Genomic DNA, 18,411 nt, shown 5'->3' with positions numbered 1-18,411 from the left:
GGTGTGTCAGCCAACATTAATGTTGAATGTGAAATCGCATTCGCGAGCAGGCTCGCTCCCACAGGGAATATCAGTTGCTCAAAGGATATTGGAGTAATCCGCTTCGATCCGGTCCAGGCTCAAATGGTTGAGGAAGTTGGAGAAGCACATCCACGCCGACAACGCATTCAAATCGCGGAACTGGTCCGGCAGATACTTCGGTGGCACTACCAATCCTTCATCCACCAACTGGCGCAAGGTCCGCATGTCTTCCAGCGTGGTCTTGCCGCAGAACAACAACGGAATCTGCTCAAGCTTGCCTTTACGCACAGCCAACTGAATGTAGTTGTAAACCATGATAAAGCCCTTGAGATAGGACAAGTCTTTGGTAAATGGCAGACCGGTCGGCGTCGATCCACGGAAAACCCGGCTGGCGTTGCCGTAGCTTTCGGCCATCTCGAAACCCTGTTCGCGGAAGAACTCGAACACCTGCAGGAAGTCCGCTCCCTCCTCGACCATGTGAATCGCGCGGGTGCGGTTGGTCAGTTTGCGCAGACGACTCGGGTAGGAGGCAAAAGTGATGATTTCCATCAGGATCGCCAGGCCTTCCTGAGTCACCGTCGACGAGGGCGGGCCTTTGGAGAGGAAGGTGCAGATCGGCTGATTGAGACCATTGAGCGTGGTGCCGACGTGGACCAGACCCTCGTGGACTTCCAGCGCACGCACGTCGCGATCGTTGAACATCGCGTCGGTACGGATCTTGATGTAATCCGCACCGGCCGCTGCGTCGGCGACGATGCCGTCGGACTCGAATACGCGAATGGTTTCCTCGGCCTCGCCGAACACCTTGTTCAGACGGGTTTGCAGCAAGTGCACGGCGTCTTTGGCGGTGAGGGTTTTCGGTTCGTCCTTGAGGTCGCCACGGCCGTCGATATTGTTCAGATAGTCAGACATCATCAGGCCGAGGTCGGCCAGCGTCGGGTCACCGGCGTGGAAGGCATCGGACGCAGCGCCGTACAGCTCTTGCGAGATCAACCCGAAATCCTCGGTGCCGCGCGCTTCGAGCATGCGCACCACCATGCGGTATTCCTTGCACATGCGCCGCATGATCTGCCCGACCGGGTTGAACTGGCCGAGCTGACGGGTGATGTCACGCTCGATGTTCTGGAATTCCAGTTTGACCTTGCTCGAATCGAAACTCAGCGGCCGATTGAGGTAATAGTCACGATCCACCGCCGGCATTTCCTTGCCTTTGGCCTTGAGGAAGCCCTTGCGGATGTTCTCGTCCCACTTGACCGCGTCGAGCACACGGATCGGTGTCTGCGCCAGCACAATGCGGTCGGACAATATGCGTATCGACTGCTGGTAATCGTCCACCCGAAACTCCTGTAGAAAACCTGACGTAGTGAATTATTGGGCGCGGGCCTGGCGCTGGTAGCGCACGGCTTCGACAAAGACATCGGAATTGGCCGGATCGTCGAGGTAAGCAAAGACCTTGTCGAGGTTACTGTCGACATGCACGCCGTCGCCATCGTCGGTCTGGAAGGCCTGACCGTCGAGGGCTTTTTGTTTGATCGCCTGGTTGATCTGCTCGAGGTCGAGGTTATAAACCACCAGTTCGTGTTTATCGGTGAGTTCGAAACCGGCGATGGTGTAGTGGCCGCCAAACCGCGCCGGGACTTTCGCCGACAGATACCAGCGGTTGCCATGGCGCGACACGGTGAACGGATAGGCTTCGCGTTCACGGGGCTTGGCCTTGAAGTAGGTGACGGCCTGATAGCGGTCATTGCCCAGGCGCGTCAGCTCAAGGTTCATCGGCTCGCCCCAGGCATTGGTGCTCGACCATTTGCCGAGCAAGCCCTTGGGCGCCGGGTCACTGGCGGCCAGCGGTTCCTTGAACGTCACCAGACAGCCACTGAGCAGCAGGAACGACAAGGCGATCAGCACACCACGCCAGGCTTTCATTCAGAACTCCCTATGAACATTCGCCGCCCTTGAATACACCACTGAACCTGTGGGAGCGAGCCTGCTCGCGAAAGCGGTGTGTCAGGCAACAGAGATGTTGAATGTCAGACCGCATTCGCGAGCAGGCTCGCTCCCACAGAGTGAAGCAACAGCGGATTACACCGACGCGAGCACCAGGTGCATGTAGCGCGTCAGAATGCCGAGCATGTCCTCTTCGGCCAAAGGCTCGGCGTCGTTGAGCAGGCCCTGATATTCCATCCGTCCGATAATCGCCGTCAACACCTTGGCATCTTGCTGCGGTTCACGCGAGCCCAATACCTGAAACAACTGGCAGGTGCCCTGCAACAGAATCTGCTGATGCGAGCGCACCAGAATTGCCAGACGCGGATTGAGCAGCGCTTCCTGGCGAAACGCCTGCTCGGCCATCAAATGCTCGCGACGGTTAAGCAATTGACGGTGTACATAATCCGCCATCAACCGCGCAATGTCGTCGGCCAGTTGCGAACGCGACTCCGGGCTGCCGTCACCGCTGACCACCATCTCGCGCAGCAAACCTTCGTTGTTGACCCACAACTTGGCCATGTACGCCGCACTGCGCTCGACATATTGGGCGAAGGTATCGGTGAGCAGGTCGTCGATGTCCTTGAAGTAGTAGGTGGTCGCCGACAACGGCACGCCGGCCTCGGCGGCCACTGCGCGGTGGCGCACGGCACGCACGCCGTCACGCACGACAATGCGCATCGCCGCGTCGAGAATGTCCTGTCGACGCTGCTCACTGCCCTGTCGGCTGGCCTTGCGACCCTGGTACTGAACACTTTCAGCGACCGCAGTGGCGATACCCGCTGCACCCTCTTGAGCTATTGCACCCATCACGACAGAACTTCCTCTGCTATTGCAAAATTAACCAATTGATACATTTGTACCAGACAGGCAATAAAAAGCCGCCTGTTTTAGGCGGCTTTTTAACTGAAACGTTTACGCTTGCGGTCGCATGTGCGGGAACAGGATCACATCGCGGATCGACGGCGAGTTGGTCAACAACATCACCAGACGATCGATGCCGATGCCTTCACCGGCCGTTGGCGGCATGCCGTACTCCAGCGCGCGCACGAAGTCGGCGTCGTAGTGCATGGCTTCATCGTCGCCGGCGTCCTTGTCGGCCACCTGCGCCATGAAGCGCTCGGCCTGGTCTTCCGCGTCGTTCAACTCGGAGTAGGCGTTGGCGATTTCACGGCCACCGATGAACAGCTCGAAGCGGTCGGTGACGTTCGGGTTGTCGTCGTTGCGACGTGCCAGTGGCGACACTTCGAACGGGTACTGGGTAATGAAGTGCGGCTGTTCCAGCTTGTGCTCGACCAGTTCTTCGAAAATCATCACCTGCAGTTTGCCCAGACCTTCGAAGCCCAGCACCTTGGCGCCGGCCTTCTTGGCGATGGCGCGCGCCTTGTCGATGTCGTTCAGATCATCGGCGGTCAGCTCAGGGTTGTACTTGAGGATCGAGTCGAACACCGACAGGCGTACGAACGGCTCGCCGAAGTGGAACACCTTGTCGCCGTACGGCACGTCGGTGCTGCCCAGTACCAACTGCGCCAGCTCACGGAACAGTTCTTCGGTCAGGTCCATGTTGTCTTCGTAGTCGGCGTACGCTTGGTAGAACTCCAACATGGTGAATTCTGGGTTGTGACGAGTCGAAACGCCTTCGTTACGGAAGTTGCGGTTGATCTCGAAGACCTTTTCAAAACCACCGACCACCAGGCGCTTCAGGTACAACTCTGGCGCGATACGCAGGAACATTTCCATGTCCAGCGCGTTGTGGTGGGTTTCGAACGGTTTGGCCGCGGCGCCGCCCGGAATGGTCTGCAGCATCGGCGTTTCGACTTCGAGGAAGTCGCGCTTCATCAGGAAGCTGCGGATGTGCGCGATCACTTGCGAACGGACGCGGAAGGTCTGACGCACTTCTTCGTTGACGATCAGGTCAACGTAGCGCTGGCGGTAGCGCTGTTCGGTGTCGGTCAGGCCGTGGTGCTTGTCCGGCAGCGGACGCAGCGATTTGGTCAGCAGACGCACGCTGGTCATCTCAACGTACAGGTCGCCCTTGCCGGAACGCGCCAGGGTGCCTTCAGCGGCGATGATGTCGCCCATGTCCCAGGTTTTCACCGCGGCCAGGGTGTCTTCCGACAGGGTTTTACGGTTGACGTAGACCTGGATGCGACCGGTCATGTCCTGGATCACCATGAACGAGCCACGGTTGAGCATGATGCGACCGGCAACCTTGACCGGAATTGCAGCCTCGGCCAGCTCTTCCTTGGTCTTGTCCGCGTACTGTTTCTGCAAGGCATCGCAGTAGTTGTCGCGGCGGAAGTCGTTCGGGAAGGCGTTGCCCTTGGCGCGCTCGGCAGCCAGCTTTTCCTTGCGCAGGGCGATCAGGGAGTTTTCTTCCTGTTGCAGGGCTTGCGGGTCGAGTTGTTGGTCGCTCATGTCTTTAGATATTCCATCAGGTTCGTTGCCCCCGGGCGTTGCGGCCCGGGGATCGCCAGCAGGCTGGCTCCTACAGGGATCGGGTTGAATCAGCCGATGCTGTATTGCGTCTTTTACAGCCCGGATTTCAGGCTGGCATACAGGTATTCGTCGATGTCGCCGTCGAGTACCTTGTCGCAGTCGCTGCGTTCGATGTTGGTGCGCAGATCCTTGATCCGCGACGCATCGAGCACGTACGAGCGAATCTGGTGACCCCAGCCGATGTCCGACTTGGTGTCTTCCAGCGCTTGCGACGCGGCGTTGCGTTTCTGCATTTCCTGCTCGTACAACTTGGCCCGCAGCATTTTCATGGCGGTGTCCTTGTTGGCGTGCTGGGAACGTTCGTTCTGGCAGCTGACCACGGTGTTGGTCGGTACGTGGGTGATACGTACAGCCGAGTCTGTGGTGTTTACGTGCTGACCACCGGCACCGGAGGAACGATAGGTGTCGATCCGCAGGTCTGCCGGGTTGATTTCGATTTCCACCTTGTCGTCAATCTCTGGCGAAACGAAAACCGCGGAGAACGAAGTGTGACGACGGTTGCCGGAGTCGAACGGGCTCTTGCGCACCAGACGGTGTACGCCGATCTCGGTACGCAGCCAGCCAAAGGCGTATTCGCCCTTGATATGCACAGTCGCACCTTTGATACCGGCGACTTCACCGGCGGACAGTTCCATGATGGTGGCATCGAAACCGCGTTTGTCCGCCCAGCGCAGGTACATGCGCAGCAGGATGTTGGCCCAGTCCTGGGCTTCAGTGCCGCCGGAACCGGCCTGGATGTCCAGGTACGCGTTGTTCGGGTCCATTTCATGGCTGAACATGCGGCGGAATTCCAGCTTGGCCAGATTTTCCTCGAGACGGGCCAGCTCGGCGACGACATCGCCCACTGCGCCTTCGTCGTTTTCTTCGACGGCCATGTCCAGCAGGTCGCGGCAATCGGCCAGACCGGCGTTCAGTTCATCGAGGGTGTCGACGATCTGTGCCAGCGCAGCGCGCTCGCGACCCAGTTCCTGGGCGTATTCAGGTTTGTTCCAGACGCTCGGATCTTCAAGCTCGCGATTGACTTCGGTCAGACGCTCATGCTTTTGATCGTAGTCAAAGATACCCCCGAATAGTTTCGGAGCGCTCGGACAGGTCCTTGATGGTGTTCAGGATCGGGTTGATTTCCATGACGGGCAGCACTCGTTGGCGAACTTTTGAAAGCCGGCGAGTATAACGTAATCAGGCTGTGACGGCAGCCCGTCTGGCGGGTGTGGGGATCATTAAAGCCTTTGCCCTCACCCTAACCCTCTCCCAGAGGTAGAGGGGATTGATTGGGGGATGTTCGGGAGGTACGCCGACGTGAAAGGGCTTTGCCGAATCCAAGATCGCCAAGGCTTTCAGGCGGAAATTGGCGTATGGGCCTGCCCTCACCCTCTCCCAGAGGTAGAGGGGACCGATCGGTGGATGTTCGGGAGATACGCCGACGTGAAAGGACTTTGCCGAATCCATGATCGCCAAGGCTTTCAGGCGGAAATTGGCGTGTGGGCCTGCCCTCACCCTAACCCTCTCCCAGAGGTAGAGGGGACTGATTGGGGGATATTCGAGAGGTACGCCGACTTGAAATGGTTATGCCGAATCCGGAATCGCCAAGCTTGAAGATCCATGATCGACTCGGTCGATCAGGTCGATGTACAGCGCCAGACACCTCGGTCGGCCCCCTCTCCCTCCGGGAGAGGGCTGGGGTGAGGGCCGCCCGTTACTCGATGCCGACCTGATTACGCCCACTGTTCTTGGCCAGATACAGGCCACGATCCGCCGCCGAAATCAGCAACCGGCAATCACTGCCCGCCTGCGGCACCATGGTCGCCAGACCGATGCTGATGGTCAGGCTCGCGCCCTCCCCGGGGGTATTGTGCGGAATCTTCAGCGACGCCACGGTCTGCCGTAGCTTCTCGGCCACCAGCCGCGCGCCGCCCGGCGAGGTGTTCGGCAGCACCAGCACAAATTCCTCACCGCCATAACGCGCCGGCAGATCCGACGGTCGTGCGCTGGCCTCGCGGATCGCCGTGGCGACCTTGCGCAGCGCTTCATCGCCTTCAACGTGACCAAAGCTGTCGTTGTAGGACTTGAAGTAATCGACGTCGATCATCAGCAGCGACAACTGACTCTGATCGCGCAACGAGCGGCGCCACTCCAGTTCCAGGTACTCGTCGAAATGGCGGCGATTGGACAGCCCGGTCAAGCCATCGGAGTTCATCAAGCGTTGCAGCACCAGATTGGTGTCGAGCAACTGCTGCTGACTGACCCGCAGCGCGCGGTACGCGGCATCGCGCTGCAACAACGTCATGTAAGACCGCGAGTGATAGCGGATGCGCGCCACCAGTTCGATGGTGTCTGGCAGTTTCACCAGATAATCGTTGGCCCCGGCGGAAAACGCCGCGCTTTTGATCAGCGGGTCTTCCTTGGTCGACAGGACGATGATCGGGATGTCCTTGGTCGCCGGGTGATTGCGGTATTCGCGCACCAGGCTCAGGCCATCAAGGCCGGGCATCACCAGGTCCTGCAGGATCACCGTCGGTTTGATCCGCACCGCCTGGGCAATGGCCTGCTGCGGGTCGGAGCAGAAGTGGAAGTCGATATTTTCCTGATTCGACAGCCCACGGCGCACGGCTTCGCCGATCATCGCCTGATCGTCCACCAACAACACCATGGCGGCGTTTTCGTCGGTTTTAATGTCGTCGATCTGTAAGTCATTCATGGGCGGTCACCTGAGTACTGCGGGGGCCAGGATTGCGGATTGACCTGATCATTTGGGGAAAATCTCCTGCAATCGTGGCGCTATTCTTTCCAGTGGACGTATTTCTACGGCGGCATCAATGGCCGCAGCGGCCTTGGGCATGCCATACACCGCACTGCTTTGCTGATCCTGCGCGATGGTCAGATAACCCTGTTGGCGCATGAGCTTAAGCCCTTGCGCGCCGTCACGTCCCATCCCGGTCAATAAAACCCCGATCGCGTCGCCATTCCAATAGCTGGCAACACTCTCGAAAAACACGTCGATCGAGGGTCGGTAGATCTCGTTGACCGGCTCGGCGGTGTAGGCCAGCGTGCCGTTCTTCAATAAGCGAATATGGTGATTGGTGCCCGCCAGCAACACCGCGCCGGCCTGTGGCGGTTCGCCTTCGCGGGCGAGCCTGACATCGAGGCCGCTGGCGCTGGCCAGCCATTCGGCCATGCCGGCAGCAAACACCTGGTCGACATGCTGCACCAGTACGATCGCCGCCGAGAAATCCTTCGGCAAGCCCTTGAGCAACACCTCCAGCGCCGCTGGCCCACCTGCCGATGAGCCGATCGCCACCAGCCGCTTACATGAGGCAGAGCTGCGCTGAGCCGTCGGCGCCGGCCGCGAACGTTGCGGCTTATCGCCGATCAGCCAGCCAATATTGAGAATTTTGCGCAACAAAGGCGCTGCTGCTTCCCGAGCATCACCGACGCCGAGGGCCGGAGTATCGACCACGTCCAGCGCGCCGTGACCCATGGCTTCGAAGACACGGTGCACGTTCTGTTGACGGTCAACGGTCACGATAACGATGGCGCACGGGCTTTCGGCCATGATCCGGCGAGTGGCTTCGACGCCGTCCATCACCGGCATGATCAGGTCCATCAGAATCAGATCCGGGGTGTTTTCAGCGCACAGTTGCACTGCCTCGGCGCCATTTCTGGCGACCCAGAGCACTTGATGCGCCGGCTCGAAGGCCAGCGCTCGGCGCAACGCCTCGACCGCCATGGGCATATCGTTGACGATTGCGATCTTCATGCGCGCGCTCCTCCGATGAGCTCGACCACTGCGTCGAGCAGGGCGTCGTCATGAAAACTGGCTTTGGCTAAATAATAGTCCGCCCCGGCATCGAGTCCACGGCGGCGATCCTCTTCGCGATCCTTGTACGACACGACCATCACCGGCAGCGATTGCAGACGGTTGTCGCGACGCAGCAATGTGACCAGCTCGATGCCGTCCATGCGCGGCATATCGATGTCGGTGATCAGCAAATCGAAGTCCTCTGAACGCAGCGCGTTCCACCCGTCCATACCGTCCACCGCCACCGCGACGTCGTAGCCGCGATTGAGCAGCAGTTTGCGTTGCAACTCGCGCACGGTCAGCGAATCGTCGACCACCAGCACCCGTTTACGCGCGGCCTCAGCAGCCTGATTGCCGTGGCGGGCGATGCGCTCAAGGCGCCCGGTATTGAGCAGTTTGTCCACCGAACGCAGCATGTCTTCGACATCGACGATCAGCACCACCGAGCCGTCGTCGAGCAACGCCCCCGCGGAGATGTCCTGCACTTTGCCCAGACGCTCATCGAGTGGCAAGACCACCAGGGTGCGCTCGCCGATGAAGCGTTCGACGGCAACGCCGTAAACTGCATCGCGCTCGCGAATCACCACGACTTTAAGGGTTTCGCCGCTGTTCTGACTGGCCGGACGATTGAGCAACTGGCTGGCCGCGACCAGCCCGACGTGCTGGCCTTCGTGCCAGAAATGCTGACGGCCTTCGACCTGCACGATGTCTTCCGGGGCCAGATCACACATGCGCTCGATGTGCGCCAGTGGGAAGGCATACGCCTCTTCGCCGACTTCGACGACCAGGCTGCGCACCACCGACAAGGTGAGCGGCACTTCCAGATGAAAGCGACTGCCCTCGCCCGCCGCCTGCTCCAACACCACCGCACCGCGCAACTGACGAACCATATGCTGAACGGCATCGAGGCCGACGCCGCGCCCGGACACTTCAGTGACCGTGTCGCGCAGGCTGAAGCCGGGCAGGAACAGGAAGGTCAGCAGTTCTTCTTCGCTCAACTGCGCGGCGGTTTCAGCTGGGGATAACTGCCGTTCGACGATGCTGCGGCGGACTTTTTCCAGATCGACACCGTTGCCGTCATCGCTCAGTTCCAGCACCAGCAGACCAGCCTGATGCGAGGCGCGCAGGCGGATCAGGCCCTCTTCTGATTTGCCTTTAAGCAGACGCTGCTCAGGGGTTTCGATGCCGTGATCGACAGCGTTGCGCAGCAAATGCGTCAGCGGTGCTTCGAGTTTCTCCAGCACGTCGCGGTCGACCTGGGTTTTCTCGCCTTCGATCTCCAGGCGTACCTGTTTGCCAAGGCTGCGACCCAGATCCCGCACCATGCGCACTTGACCGGTCAGGACATCGGCGAAGGGCCGCATGCGGCAGGCCAACGCGGTGTCGTAGAGCACCTGCGCACGTTGACTGGCCTGCCAGGCGAATTCGTCGAGTTCGGCGTTTTTCTCGCTCAGCAGTTGCTGGGATTCGGCGAGCAAACGCCGCGCGTCTTCCAAGGCTTCCAGCGCCTCCAGACTCAGCGCGTGTTCCTTGAGGTGCACGTTGAGGTTTTCCAACGCGCGAAGGCCGTTGTTCTGCATGCGCTTGAGGCGTTGCATGGTCGCCAGATGCGGCTTGAGGCGCTGGGTTTCCACCAGCGATTTGCTCGACAGATCGAGCAGGCTGTTCAGACGTTCGGCGGTGACCCGCAGCACCCGCTCGCCACCTTCGGTGGTGCGTTTGTTTTTGCGTGGCGCCGATTCGGAGGATTCGACCGGCGCGTCCATGATCGGAGCTGGCGCGGGTTCAAAGACCGCCGGCGCTTGAAGTTGCAACTCGGCCATCGGCGGTGCAATCAGCGTTGCTGGCGGCGTCGCTGGATCGAGCAAACCGGCCATCAACGCCACGTAAACGTCGATGTCACTCGGCTGCGGTGCATTCGTCGGGGTAGCAACGCGCATCAGCAAATCGGTGCCCTGCAGCAACGCATCGATATGTTCGGGACGCAGCAGCAAGCGCCCTTCCTGCGCGCTGACCAGGCAATCTTCCATCACATGAGCAACGCTGACGCCGCTGTCGATGCCGACGATTCGCGCCGCACCTTTGAGCGAGTGCGCCGCACGCATGCACGATTCCAGTTGATCGGCCTGGGTCGGATTACGCTCCAGCGCCAGCAGCCCGGCGCTGAGCACCTGGGTCTGGGCTTCGGCTTCGAGGCTGAACAGCTCCAGCAAGGAGGCGTCGCGCATTTGCTCGGGGGTCATGTGAGGCTCCGGGTCACGGCGGACAACAGCTGTTCTTCATCCAGCCAACGCAGGCTGCGACCGCGATATTGCAGAACGCCACGGGTGTATCTGGCACTGGTTTGCGCGCCGGACTGCGATGCAGCGTCGAGGATTCGCTCGTCGATGGCATGAATACCGTCGACCTCGTCCACCGGCACCACGACTGGCCCGCCATGGGCGGCGATGATCAACATACGCGGCATGATTCGCCCGCTGGTGGTCGGCGTAACGCTGCCATCCAGATCGAGCAGTTCGACCAGTGACAGACACGCCACCAGCGCGCCGCGCACATTCGCCACGCCAAGCAAGGCTCGCGAGCGCTGGTGCGGCAACGAGTGAATCGCCTGCAGCGGCGCGACTTCAACGAGGCTGCGTGTCGCCAGCCCCAGCCATTCTTCGCCGAGACGGAACATCAACAGCGAACGGGTTTTCACGTCCGTTTCAACGGCCGTGGCCACCGGATCGCGCTCGTCCTGCTGCAACGCATATCGATCGAGCAGACGCGTGGCAGCGGCGGAATACACCGAGCAATTGCGGCAATGAATGTGCTCGTCCAGCAGCGGACAGGACTTGTCGCCATGGATGCCGATGCGATTCCAGCAATCATCGATGGCCCGGGCGTCTTCGTGGGTGACGTTCAAGGTGTCGGACGGGATCATCGGTTACGCTCACTGTCAGCGGTGCGGCCACTGCGGGCGGCGCGCTCCTGCAATCGTCTGGCTCCGACACTGTCGCCCTGAGCCTGCAGCAACGCGGCCAGGTGCATCAACGCTTCGGGATGTTGCGGTTCGAGATACAGCGCCTTGCGGTAGAAACCTTGGGCTTCCAGCGTCAGGCCAGCGACATCGCTGAGCAAGCCGAGCCAGTAAAACACCTGAGCCACCGGTTCATGACTGCGCAGATACTGTTCGCAGGCAGCCCGGGCTTCGGCGCTTTTGCCTTCGTTGGCCAGCGCGGCGATATTGGCCAGCAAGGTCGCTGCGTCCGGGTTGCTCGCTTTGCCGGAAACAGGCAAAGGCGTCACGGAGGCAAACGGTCGCTGGCGCACCACCGCTGGCGGTGTGCTGCGCGGCGGTAGGCTGACAGGCAATGTGACGGGTTTAGGCGTCGGCAACGGCTCGGGGTGCGGGTCGCTGTGGCGGCTGAAGGCAAAGGATTGCGGGATGCCGATCGAACGCATGCCCAAACGCCCGAGCAGACTGCCCTCGGCCGGACCGATAAACAGCACGCCATCGACATGAGTCAGGCGTTTGAGCACTTCGAACACCTGCTTCTGGGTCGGCTGATCGAAGTAGATCAAGAGATTGCGGCAGAACACGAAATCGAACGCCGGCTCACTGGCCAACAGCGTTGGATCGAGCACATTGCCGACCTGCAGACGCACTTGCTCACGCACATTCTCGTTGACCCGATGACCGTCCTGCTCAGGCGTGAAATGCCGTTCGCGATAGTCCAGATCCTGGCCGCGAAACGAATTCTTGCCGTACAACGCACGTCGAGCCTTGTCCACCGACAGCGGGCTGACATCCATGCCGTCGACCTTGAACTGATGCGGCTTGAGCCCGGCATCGAGCAAGGCCATGGCAATCGAATAGGGTTCTTCGCCCGTGGAACACGGCAAACTGAGGATGCGCAGCGCACGCATATTGTTCAGTTCGCCAAGGCGTTTACGCGCCAGCTTGCCCAGCGTCGCGAAGGATTCCGGATAGCGGAAAAACCAGGTTTCCGGGACGATCACCGCCTCGATCAGCGCTTGCTGTTCTTCCCGCGAGCCTTGCAGCAACAGCCAATACTCATCGGCATGCGCCGCTTGCGAGAGCGTCGTGCGCTGACGCACGGCGCGCTCGATGATCGCCGGGCCGACCGAGGTGACATCGAGACCGATGCGTTCCTTGAGAAAGTCGAAAAAGCGCTGATCGCTATTCATGCCTGCGCCTCAAGCTGCGCCGGACTCAGCGGCGGATCGGGGAACAGCAAACGGCGCACGGCATCATCAAGCAGGTCATTGACCCGTACCCACTGCACCAACCCCTGAGCATCTTCGCGAACCGGGCCGAGGTAGGGCGCCTCGCGGTTGTCGAGGCCGTAGGGCGCAAACTCATGAGGATGGCAGCGCAGCGTGTCGGTAGCCTGTTCGAGAATCAGTCCGAGCCATTGCGCCGGTTGCGACTCATCAGGCTGGTAATTCACCAGCACCAGCCGCGTACTGGTGCGCGCTTCGGCGGGATGGCCGAAGGTCAATGCGCTGAGGTCAATTACCGGAACTACCGCGCCGCGATAGGCGAACACGCCGGCCACCCACTGTGGCGCCCGCGCGATCGGCTTCAACGGCAGACGCGGCAGCACCTCCGCCACTTCGGTGGCGCGCAGGGCGTAACGCTCGCTGCCGATGCGAAACAGCAGGAACAACGCCGGCTTCGCCACCTGCGCGGCGCTGCGTTTGGCGATGATGTCGCTCATCAGACTTTGAATCGCGAAACGCCGCTGCGCAGCCCGACGGCCACCTGGCTCAGTTCGTCTATGGCGAAACTGGCCTGACGCAGCGACTCGACGGTCTGGCTGCTGGCGTCACCCAACTGCACCAACGCATGGTTGATCTGCTCGGCGCCGGTGGCCTGAGCCTGCATGCCCTCGTTGACCATCAACACCCGCGGCGCCAGTGCCTGCACTTGATGGATGATCTGCGACAGCTGTTCGCCGACTTGCTGCACTTCGGACATGCCACGGCGCACTTCTTCAGAGAACTTGTCCATGCCCATCACCCCGGCAGACACCGCCGACTGGATTTCGCGCACCATCTGCTCGATGTCGTAAGTGGCGACAGCGGTCTGATCCGCCAGACGTCGCACTTCGGTGGCGACCACAGCAAAACCGCGACCGTATTCACCGGCCTTCTCGGCTTCAATCGCCGCGTTGAGCGACAACAGGTTGGTCTGGTCGGCAACCTTGACGATGGTCACCACCACCTGGTTGATGTTGCCGGCCTTCTCATTGAGGATCGCCAGTTTGGCGTTGACCAGATCGGCCGCGCCCATCACCGAATGCATGGTGTCTTCCATGCGCGCCAAGCCTTGCTGGCCCGAGCCGGCGAGCACCGAAGCCTGATCGGCGGCGGTGGAGACTTCAGTCATTGTTCGCACCAGATCGCGCGACGTGGCCGCAATCTCACGGGAGGTCGCGCCGATTTCGGTGGTGGTCGCTGCGGTTTCGGTGGCGGTGGCTTGCTGTTGCTTGGAGGTCGCGGCGATCTCGGTCACCGAAGTGGTCACCTGCACCGAGGAGCGCTGGGCTTGCGACACCAGCGCGGTCAGCTCGGTCATCATGTCGTTGAAGCCGGTTTCGACGGCGCCGAATTCGTCCTTGCGATCGAGGTTCAGACGCGAACTGAGGTCACCGGTGCGCATGGTTTCGAGGATCTGCACAATGCGGTTCATCGGCGCCATGATTGCGCGCATCAGCAACAGACCGCACAGGCCAGCGGCGAGGACAGCGACCAACAGGGAAATGAACATGCTGACTTTGGCTGCGGCCACGGCATCGTCGATATTGTTCATGGCCTGATCGGCGACTGTCTTGTTTTCGCCGATGATGTCGTTGAGCTTCATGCGCCCGGAATACCAGGCAGGCGTGAGCTTGTCGTGGAACATCCTGACCGCGTCCGCTTCCAGGTTGCGTTTGTGCAGATCCAGCACGGCATCCTGAATCTGGATGTAGGCGTCGTGATACTTCTCGAACGCGGCGAACTCGACACGATCCTCGTCGGTCGCCATGGTCTTGCGATAGTTGGCCATCTGCTCCTGCAAACGCGCCTCGAACGCCTTAAAGTCCGCTGCGTCCTCGCTGGAAATCCCCTCGCCTTCCTTGAGCCCGAGCAATTCTTGGGTCTGCAGATAGCTGTCGACCCAGGCGCCACGGATCATCGAGCTGTAATAGACGCCGGGAATCGCGTCATCGCGCACGCTGTTTTCACTGGTTTCAATCTTCAACAGTCGCGAATAAGAGACGACGACCATCAGCAACATAATGGCGATAATCACCGCAAAGCTCGCCAAAATGCGTTGGCGCAACGTCCAGTTCTTCACAGTGATTCCTCGTGCCTGATCGAAATGCGGGGAGTATAGCCGAGGGCGGTGTTTCATTTATAAGACGCTTTTGACCCTCGGGCCTGTCCGCAGTGATTTGCGGGAGGGCTCTGGGGTGGGAATGTCCGACAATTGCGGGTGGGCGTGCCAGTGGGGTAATGGCAAAAAGGGGCGATGGAGTGGTCATTGCTGTCGCTGTGCGGCGGAAAATGCCTTCGCGAGCAAGCTCGCTCCCACATTGGAACGCAATGCCCTGTGGGAGCGAGCTTGCTCGCGAAGGGGGTCAGCCGGGTTTACGCCGATGCAATGCGCACCTGCTTCTCCAACTCCACCTTCAAACCCGGCTCCAGCTTCAACTGGCGCGCCAGTTCATCCAGATATGACTTCTCCATAAAGTTTTCCTCGTCCACCAACATCACACTGGCGATGTACATCTCCGCTGCCATCTCCGGCGTGCTCGCAGCCCGGGCCACGTCAGTCGGGTCGAGAGGTTTGTTGAGTTCCGCGTGCAGCCAGTGCTGTAGCTCCTGATCGTTATCGAGCTTGGTGAATTCGCCTTCGATCAGTTGACGTTCACGGTCGTCAATGTGGCCGTCAGCTTTGGCAGCGGCGACTAGCGCTTTGAGAATGGCCTGACTGTGTTGTTCGGCCTGCGCCGGTGGCAAGCGGTCGAGGGTCTGCGGTTCAATTTGTGGGGCGGTGCCTTTTTGCGCGTTGTAGTTGCCATAAGCCTTGTAAGCCAGCACTCCCAACGCCGCGAGGCCGCCATAAATCGCGACTTTACCGCCGACCTTGCGCACTTTCTTGTTACCGAGCAGCAGACCCATCGCGCCAGCCGCCAATGCACCGCCACCTGCACCTGACAGCAGACTGCCGAGGCCACTGGAGCCTGAAGCGCCGCCGAGCAAACCGCCCAGGCCTCCGGCAGCCGGTTTGTTCTGCGTTCCGCCAGCCTTGTTCTGCAACAGATCCTGGCCGGACTTGAGCAGTTGATCGAGCAATCCACGGGTGTTCATGTTCCGCCTCCAAACAGGGGTTATCCGGATCTATAAGGCCCTCAGCCTAGTTCGAAAGTGCCCCTGTCCGACCTGCGAGTGTGCTTCCAGATGTTGCTTGCCCCGCAGCGGCCCTTCGTGAAAATAGATATACACTCAGGCCAATCTATAAAAACCGCCCACTGGGTACCCTTCTCATGATGACCCTGCGTCAGATCCGTCACTTCATCGCCGTGGCCGAGACCGGTTCAATCTCCGCCGCCGCGCAAACTGCATTCATTTCCCAATCGACCCTGACCCTGGCGATCCAGCAACTGGAGGAGGAAATCGGCGTCAGCCTGTTCAGCCGCCACGCCAAGGGCATGACGCTGACACACCAAGGTCATCAATTCCTACGCCAAGCGCACCTGATTCTGGCGACCGTGGACAACGCCAAGCGCAGCCTGCAACAGAGCACCGATCAGGTCGCCGGGCAGTTGATCGTCGGCGTGACCAGTCTGGTCGCCGGTTATTACCTGGCAGATTTGCTTACCCGGTTTCAACGTGCCTACCCCAACGTCGAAATCCGCGTGATGGAAGACGAGCGCCCTTACATCGAGCATTTGCTGGTCAGTGGCGAGATCGATGTCGGCGTGTTGATCCTCTCCAACCTCGAAGATCGCCACGCTTTGCAGACTGAAGTACTGACCCACTCACCGCACCGTTTGTGGCTCCCGGCCCAGCATCCACTGCTGGAGCACGACAGCATCAACCTCGCCGACGTCTCCCGCGAACCGTTGATTCAACTCAACGTCGATGAAATGGATCGCAATGCCCAACGCTTGTGGCGCGGCGTCGGGCTGCAACCAAAAATAACCCTGAGAACCGCGTCCACCGAGGCCGTGCGAAGTCTGGTCGCCGCCGGTTTGGGCGTGTCGATTCAGCCGGACATGACTTATCGCCCCTGGTCACTGGAAGGCGACATCATCGAAGCGCGGCCCATCGCCGACCTCAACCAGACGCTGGACGTTGGCCTGGCCTGGCGCCGTGGCACTGCGCGCCCCGCTCTTGTCGACCCCTTCCTGACCGTGGCCCGCGAACAACCCCACGGCGGACGCAAGCCATCTATTTAATCGAATGCTGCCTTCAGTATTTAGAATTTGTCGACCTCGGAGCCGCGCACTAGTCTTGCTGCATCTATAAGACGGTCGGCTCCCGATATCAGGGAGCAACAATGGCCACACAAGAAAAGAGATCGCGGAAAATGGCTGGCGCGCAGACCCCGATGTGTACCGCGTTGTTGATCGATGGCGAACTGGTCGCTGGGGAAGGTTTTGTCGAGCCGATTCTCAACCCGGCGACCGGTGAAATTCTTACGCACATCGCCGAGGCGAGCACCGAGCAAGTCGAAGCCGCCATCCTCGCTGCCCACCGAGCCTTTGCCGAGTGGTCCCGCACCACGCCGCAGCAACGTTCGAACCTGCTGCTCGACATCGCCAACGCCGTCGAAAAACACGCCGACCACCTCGCCCGCCTCGAATCGCTGAACTGCGGCAAGCCTTTGCACCTGGCGCGTCAGGACGATCTGACGGCGACTGTCGATGTGTTCCGTTTCTTCGCCGGCGCCGTGCGTTGCCAGACCGGTCAGCTCAGCGGCGAGTACCTGCCGGGCTACACCAGCATGGTCCGTCGCGATCCGATTGGCGTGGTCGCCTCGATCGCACCGTGGAATTACCCAATCATGATGGCCGCGTGGAAAATCGCCCCGGCCCTCGCCGCCGGCAACACGCTGGTGTTCAAACCGTCCGAACACACACCTCTGTCGATCCTCGCCCTGGCGCCAGCGCTGGCCGAAATCCTCCCGCGCGGGGTGATCAACATCATCTGCGGTGGCGGCGAAGGCGTTGGCAGTCATTTGGTCGGCCACGGGAAAGTGCGCATGGTCTCGCTGACCGGCGATATCGTCACCGGCCAGAAAATCCTGCAAGCCGCGGCGAAAACCCTGAAACGCACGCACCTCGAACTCGGTGGCAAAGCCCCGGTGATCGTCTGCAATGACGCCGACATCCAGGCTGTGGTCGAGGGCGTGCGCACTTACGGTTACTACAACGCTGGGCAGGACTGCACCGCCGCGTGCCGGATCTACGCGCAGGCCGGGATTCACGACAAGCTGGTCGCCGAACTCGGCGCCGCCGTCAGCAGCCTGCGCTTCGCCGGCAAACGCGACGCTGACAACGAGATCGGCCCGCTGATCAGCACCCGCCAGCGCGACCGCGTCGCCAGTTTCGTCGAGCGCGCCCTCGGTCAGCCGCACATTGAACGCGTGACCGGTGCGGCGGTGCATTCCGGCGCCGGTTTCTACTATCAACCGACGTTGCTCGCCGGTTGCAAACAGAGCGACGAAATCGTTCAGCGCGAAGTGTTCGGCCCGGTGGTCACCGTGACCCGTTTTGACGAACTCGCGCAAGCCGTCGACTGGGCCAACGACTCCGAATACGGCCTCGCCTCATCTGTTTGGACACAGAACCTGGACAAGGCGATGCAAGTCGCCGCGCGCTTGCAGTACGGCTGCACGTGGATCAACAGTCATTTCATGCTGGTCAGCGAAATGCCCCACGGCGGTCTGAAACGTTCGGGTTACGGCAAAGACTTATCCAGTGATTCGCTGCAGGACTACAGCGTGGTGCGGCACATCATGGCCCGCCACGGCCAGCATCTCTGACTACGCTAATAACAAGCCGTCAACGGCATGCTTCACCGCGTTCACAACTGCCCCGACCATAATTTAA

15 protein-coding genes are annotated in these 18,411 nt (G+C 60.5%); 2 read left to right on the top strand and 13 right to left on the bottom strand.

Features of this window, described 5'->3' with window-relative positions; genetic code table 11:
* Positions 1–78 precede the first annotated feature (78 nt).
* The 13 genes from AB4N44_RS22825 to AB4N44_RS22765 all read right to left on the bottom strand — a co-directional run bounded on the left by AB4N44_RS22825 (position 79) and on the right by AB4N44_RS22765 (position 15,664).
* On the bottom strand, positions 79–1,356 hold the full coding sequence (locus tag AB4N44_RS22825) for a flavohemoglobin expression-modulating QEGLA motif protein (RefSeq protein WP_127925978.1): 1,278 nt from the start codon (positions 1,354–1,356) through the stop codon (positions 79–81).
* 33 nt (positions 1,357–1,389) lie between these two features.
* Complete coding sequence (locus AB4N44_RS22820) at positions 1,390–1,944, bottom strand: hypothetical protein (protein ID WP_150749467.1); 555 nt, start codon at positions 1,942–1,944, stop codon at positions 1,390–1,392.
* A gap of 156 nt (positions 1,945–2,100) precedes the next feature.
* Complete coding sequence (locus AB4N44_RS22815) at positions 2,101–2,814, bottom strand: TetR/AcrR family transcriptional regulator (RefSeq protein WP_127925976.1); 714 nt, start codon at positions 2,812–2,814, stop codon at positions 2,101–2,103.
* 105 nt (positions 2,815–2,919) lie between these two features.
* Positions 2,920–4,422 (bottom strand): lysine--tRNA ligase, encoded by a 1,503-nt coding sequence (lysS, locus tag AB4N44_RS22810; RefSeq protein WP_122591277.1) that lies wholly within the window; start codon positions 4,420–4,422, stop codon positions 2,920–2,922.
* 113 nt (positions 4,423–4,535) lie between these two features.
* A protein-coding gene (prfB, locus tag AB4N44_RS22805; protein WP_105707287.1) for a peptide chain release factor 2 occupies positions 4,536–5,631 on the bottom strand; the annotation gives its coding sequence in 2 pieces (ribosomal slippage) (positions 4,536–5,558 and positions 5,560–5,631; 1,095 coding nt in all).
* 568 nt (positions 5,632–6,199) lie between these two features.
* Positions 6,200–7,201: a response regulator gene (locus AB4N44_RS22800; protein ID WP_150749468.1), complete on the bottom strand. Its 1,002-nt coding sequence runs from the start codon at positions 7,199–7,201 to the stop codon at positions 6,200–6,202.
* Between the two features lie 48 nt (positions 7,202–7,249).
* Entirely contained in the window at positions 7,250–8,260 is a 1,011-nt protein-coding gene (gene cheB / locus AB4N44_RS22795) for a chemotaxis response regulator protein-glutamate methylesterase (RefSeq protein ID WP_150749469.1), read from the bottom strand.
* The gene (locus AB4N44_RS22790) at positions 8,257–10,545 is read right to left on the bottom strand and encodes a response regulator (RefSeq protein WP_460107388.1); all 2,289 of its coding nucleotides are present in this window, start codon (positions 10,543–10,545) and stop codon (positions 8,257–8,259) included. Before AB4N44_RS22790 ends, cheB begins: the two co-directional genes overlap by 4 nt.
* Positions 10,542–11,225: a chemotaxis protein CheW gene (locus AB4N44_RS22785; protein ID WP_150749471.1), complete on the bottom strand. Its 684-nt coding sequence runs from the start codon at positions 11,223–11,225 to the stop codon at positions 10,542–10,544. The genes AB4N44_RS22790 and AB4N44_RS22785 overlap by 4 nt, the downstream gene beginning before the upstream one ends.
* On the bottom strand, positions 11,222–12,493 hold the full coding sequence (locus AB4N44_RS22780; RefSeq protein ID WP_150775856.1) for a CheR family methyltransferase: 1,272 nt from the start codon (positions 12,491–12,493) through the stop codon (positions 11,222–11,224). The genes AB4N44_RS22785 and AB4N44_RS22780 overlap by 4 nt, the downstream gene beginning before the upstream one ends.
* Positions 12,490–13,026, bottom strand: coding sequence for a chemotaxis protein CheW (locus tag AB4N44_RS22775; protein WP_150775855.1), 537 nt, complete (start codon positions 13,024–13,026; stop codon positions 12,490–12,492). The genes AB4N44_RS22780 and AB4N44_RS22775 overlap by 4 nt, the downstream gene beginning before the upstream one ends.
* A complete protein-coding gene (locus AB4N44_RS22770; protein WP_460107391.1) occupies positions 13,026–14,648 on the bottom strand; it encodes a methyl-accepting chemotaxis protein in 1,623 nt (540 codons plus the stop codon). The genes AB4N44_RS22775 and AB4N44_RS22770 overlap by 1 nt, the downstream gene beginning before the upstream one ends.
* A gap of 293 nt (positions 14,649–14,941) precedes the next feature.
* A complete protein-coding gene (locus AB4N44_RS22765) occupies positions 14,942–15,664 on the bottom strand; it encodes a tellurite resistance TerB family protein (RefSeq protein ID WP_460107394.1) in 723 nt (240 codons plus the stop codon).
* 176 nt (positions 15,665–15,840) lie between these two features.
* Here AB4N44_RS22765 and AB4N44_RS22760 point away from each other — a divergent pair, with 176 nt between their 5' ends.
* Together AB4N44_RS22760 and AB4N44_RS22755 are read left to right on the top strand one after the other, a co-directional pair.
* A complete protein-coding gene (locus tag AB4N44_RS22760; RefSeq protein ID WP_160038459.1) occupies positions 15,841–16,755 on the top strand; it encodes a LysR family transcriptional regulator in 915 nt (304 codons plus the stop codon).
* Between the two features lie 131 nt (positions 16,756–16,886).
* The gene (locus AB4N44_RS22755; protein ID WP_150749650.1) at positions 16,887–18,344 is read left to right on the top strand and encodes a gamma-aminobutyraldehyde dehydrogenase; all 1,458 of its coding nucleotides are present in this window, start codon (positions 16,887–16,889) and stop codon (positions 18,342–18,344) included.
* The last annotated feature ends 67 nt before the right edge of the window (positions 18,345–18,411 follow it).

It is taken from the genome of Pseudomonas sp. S3_C06 (assembly GCF_054667675.1).
This window is presented reverse-complemented; position numbering and strand designations above follow the sequence as displayed.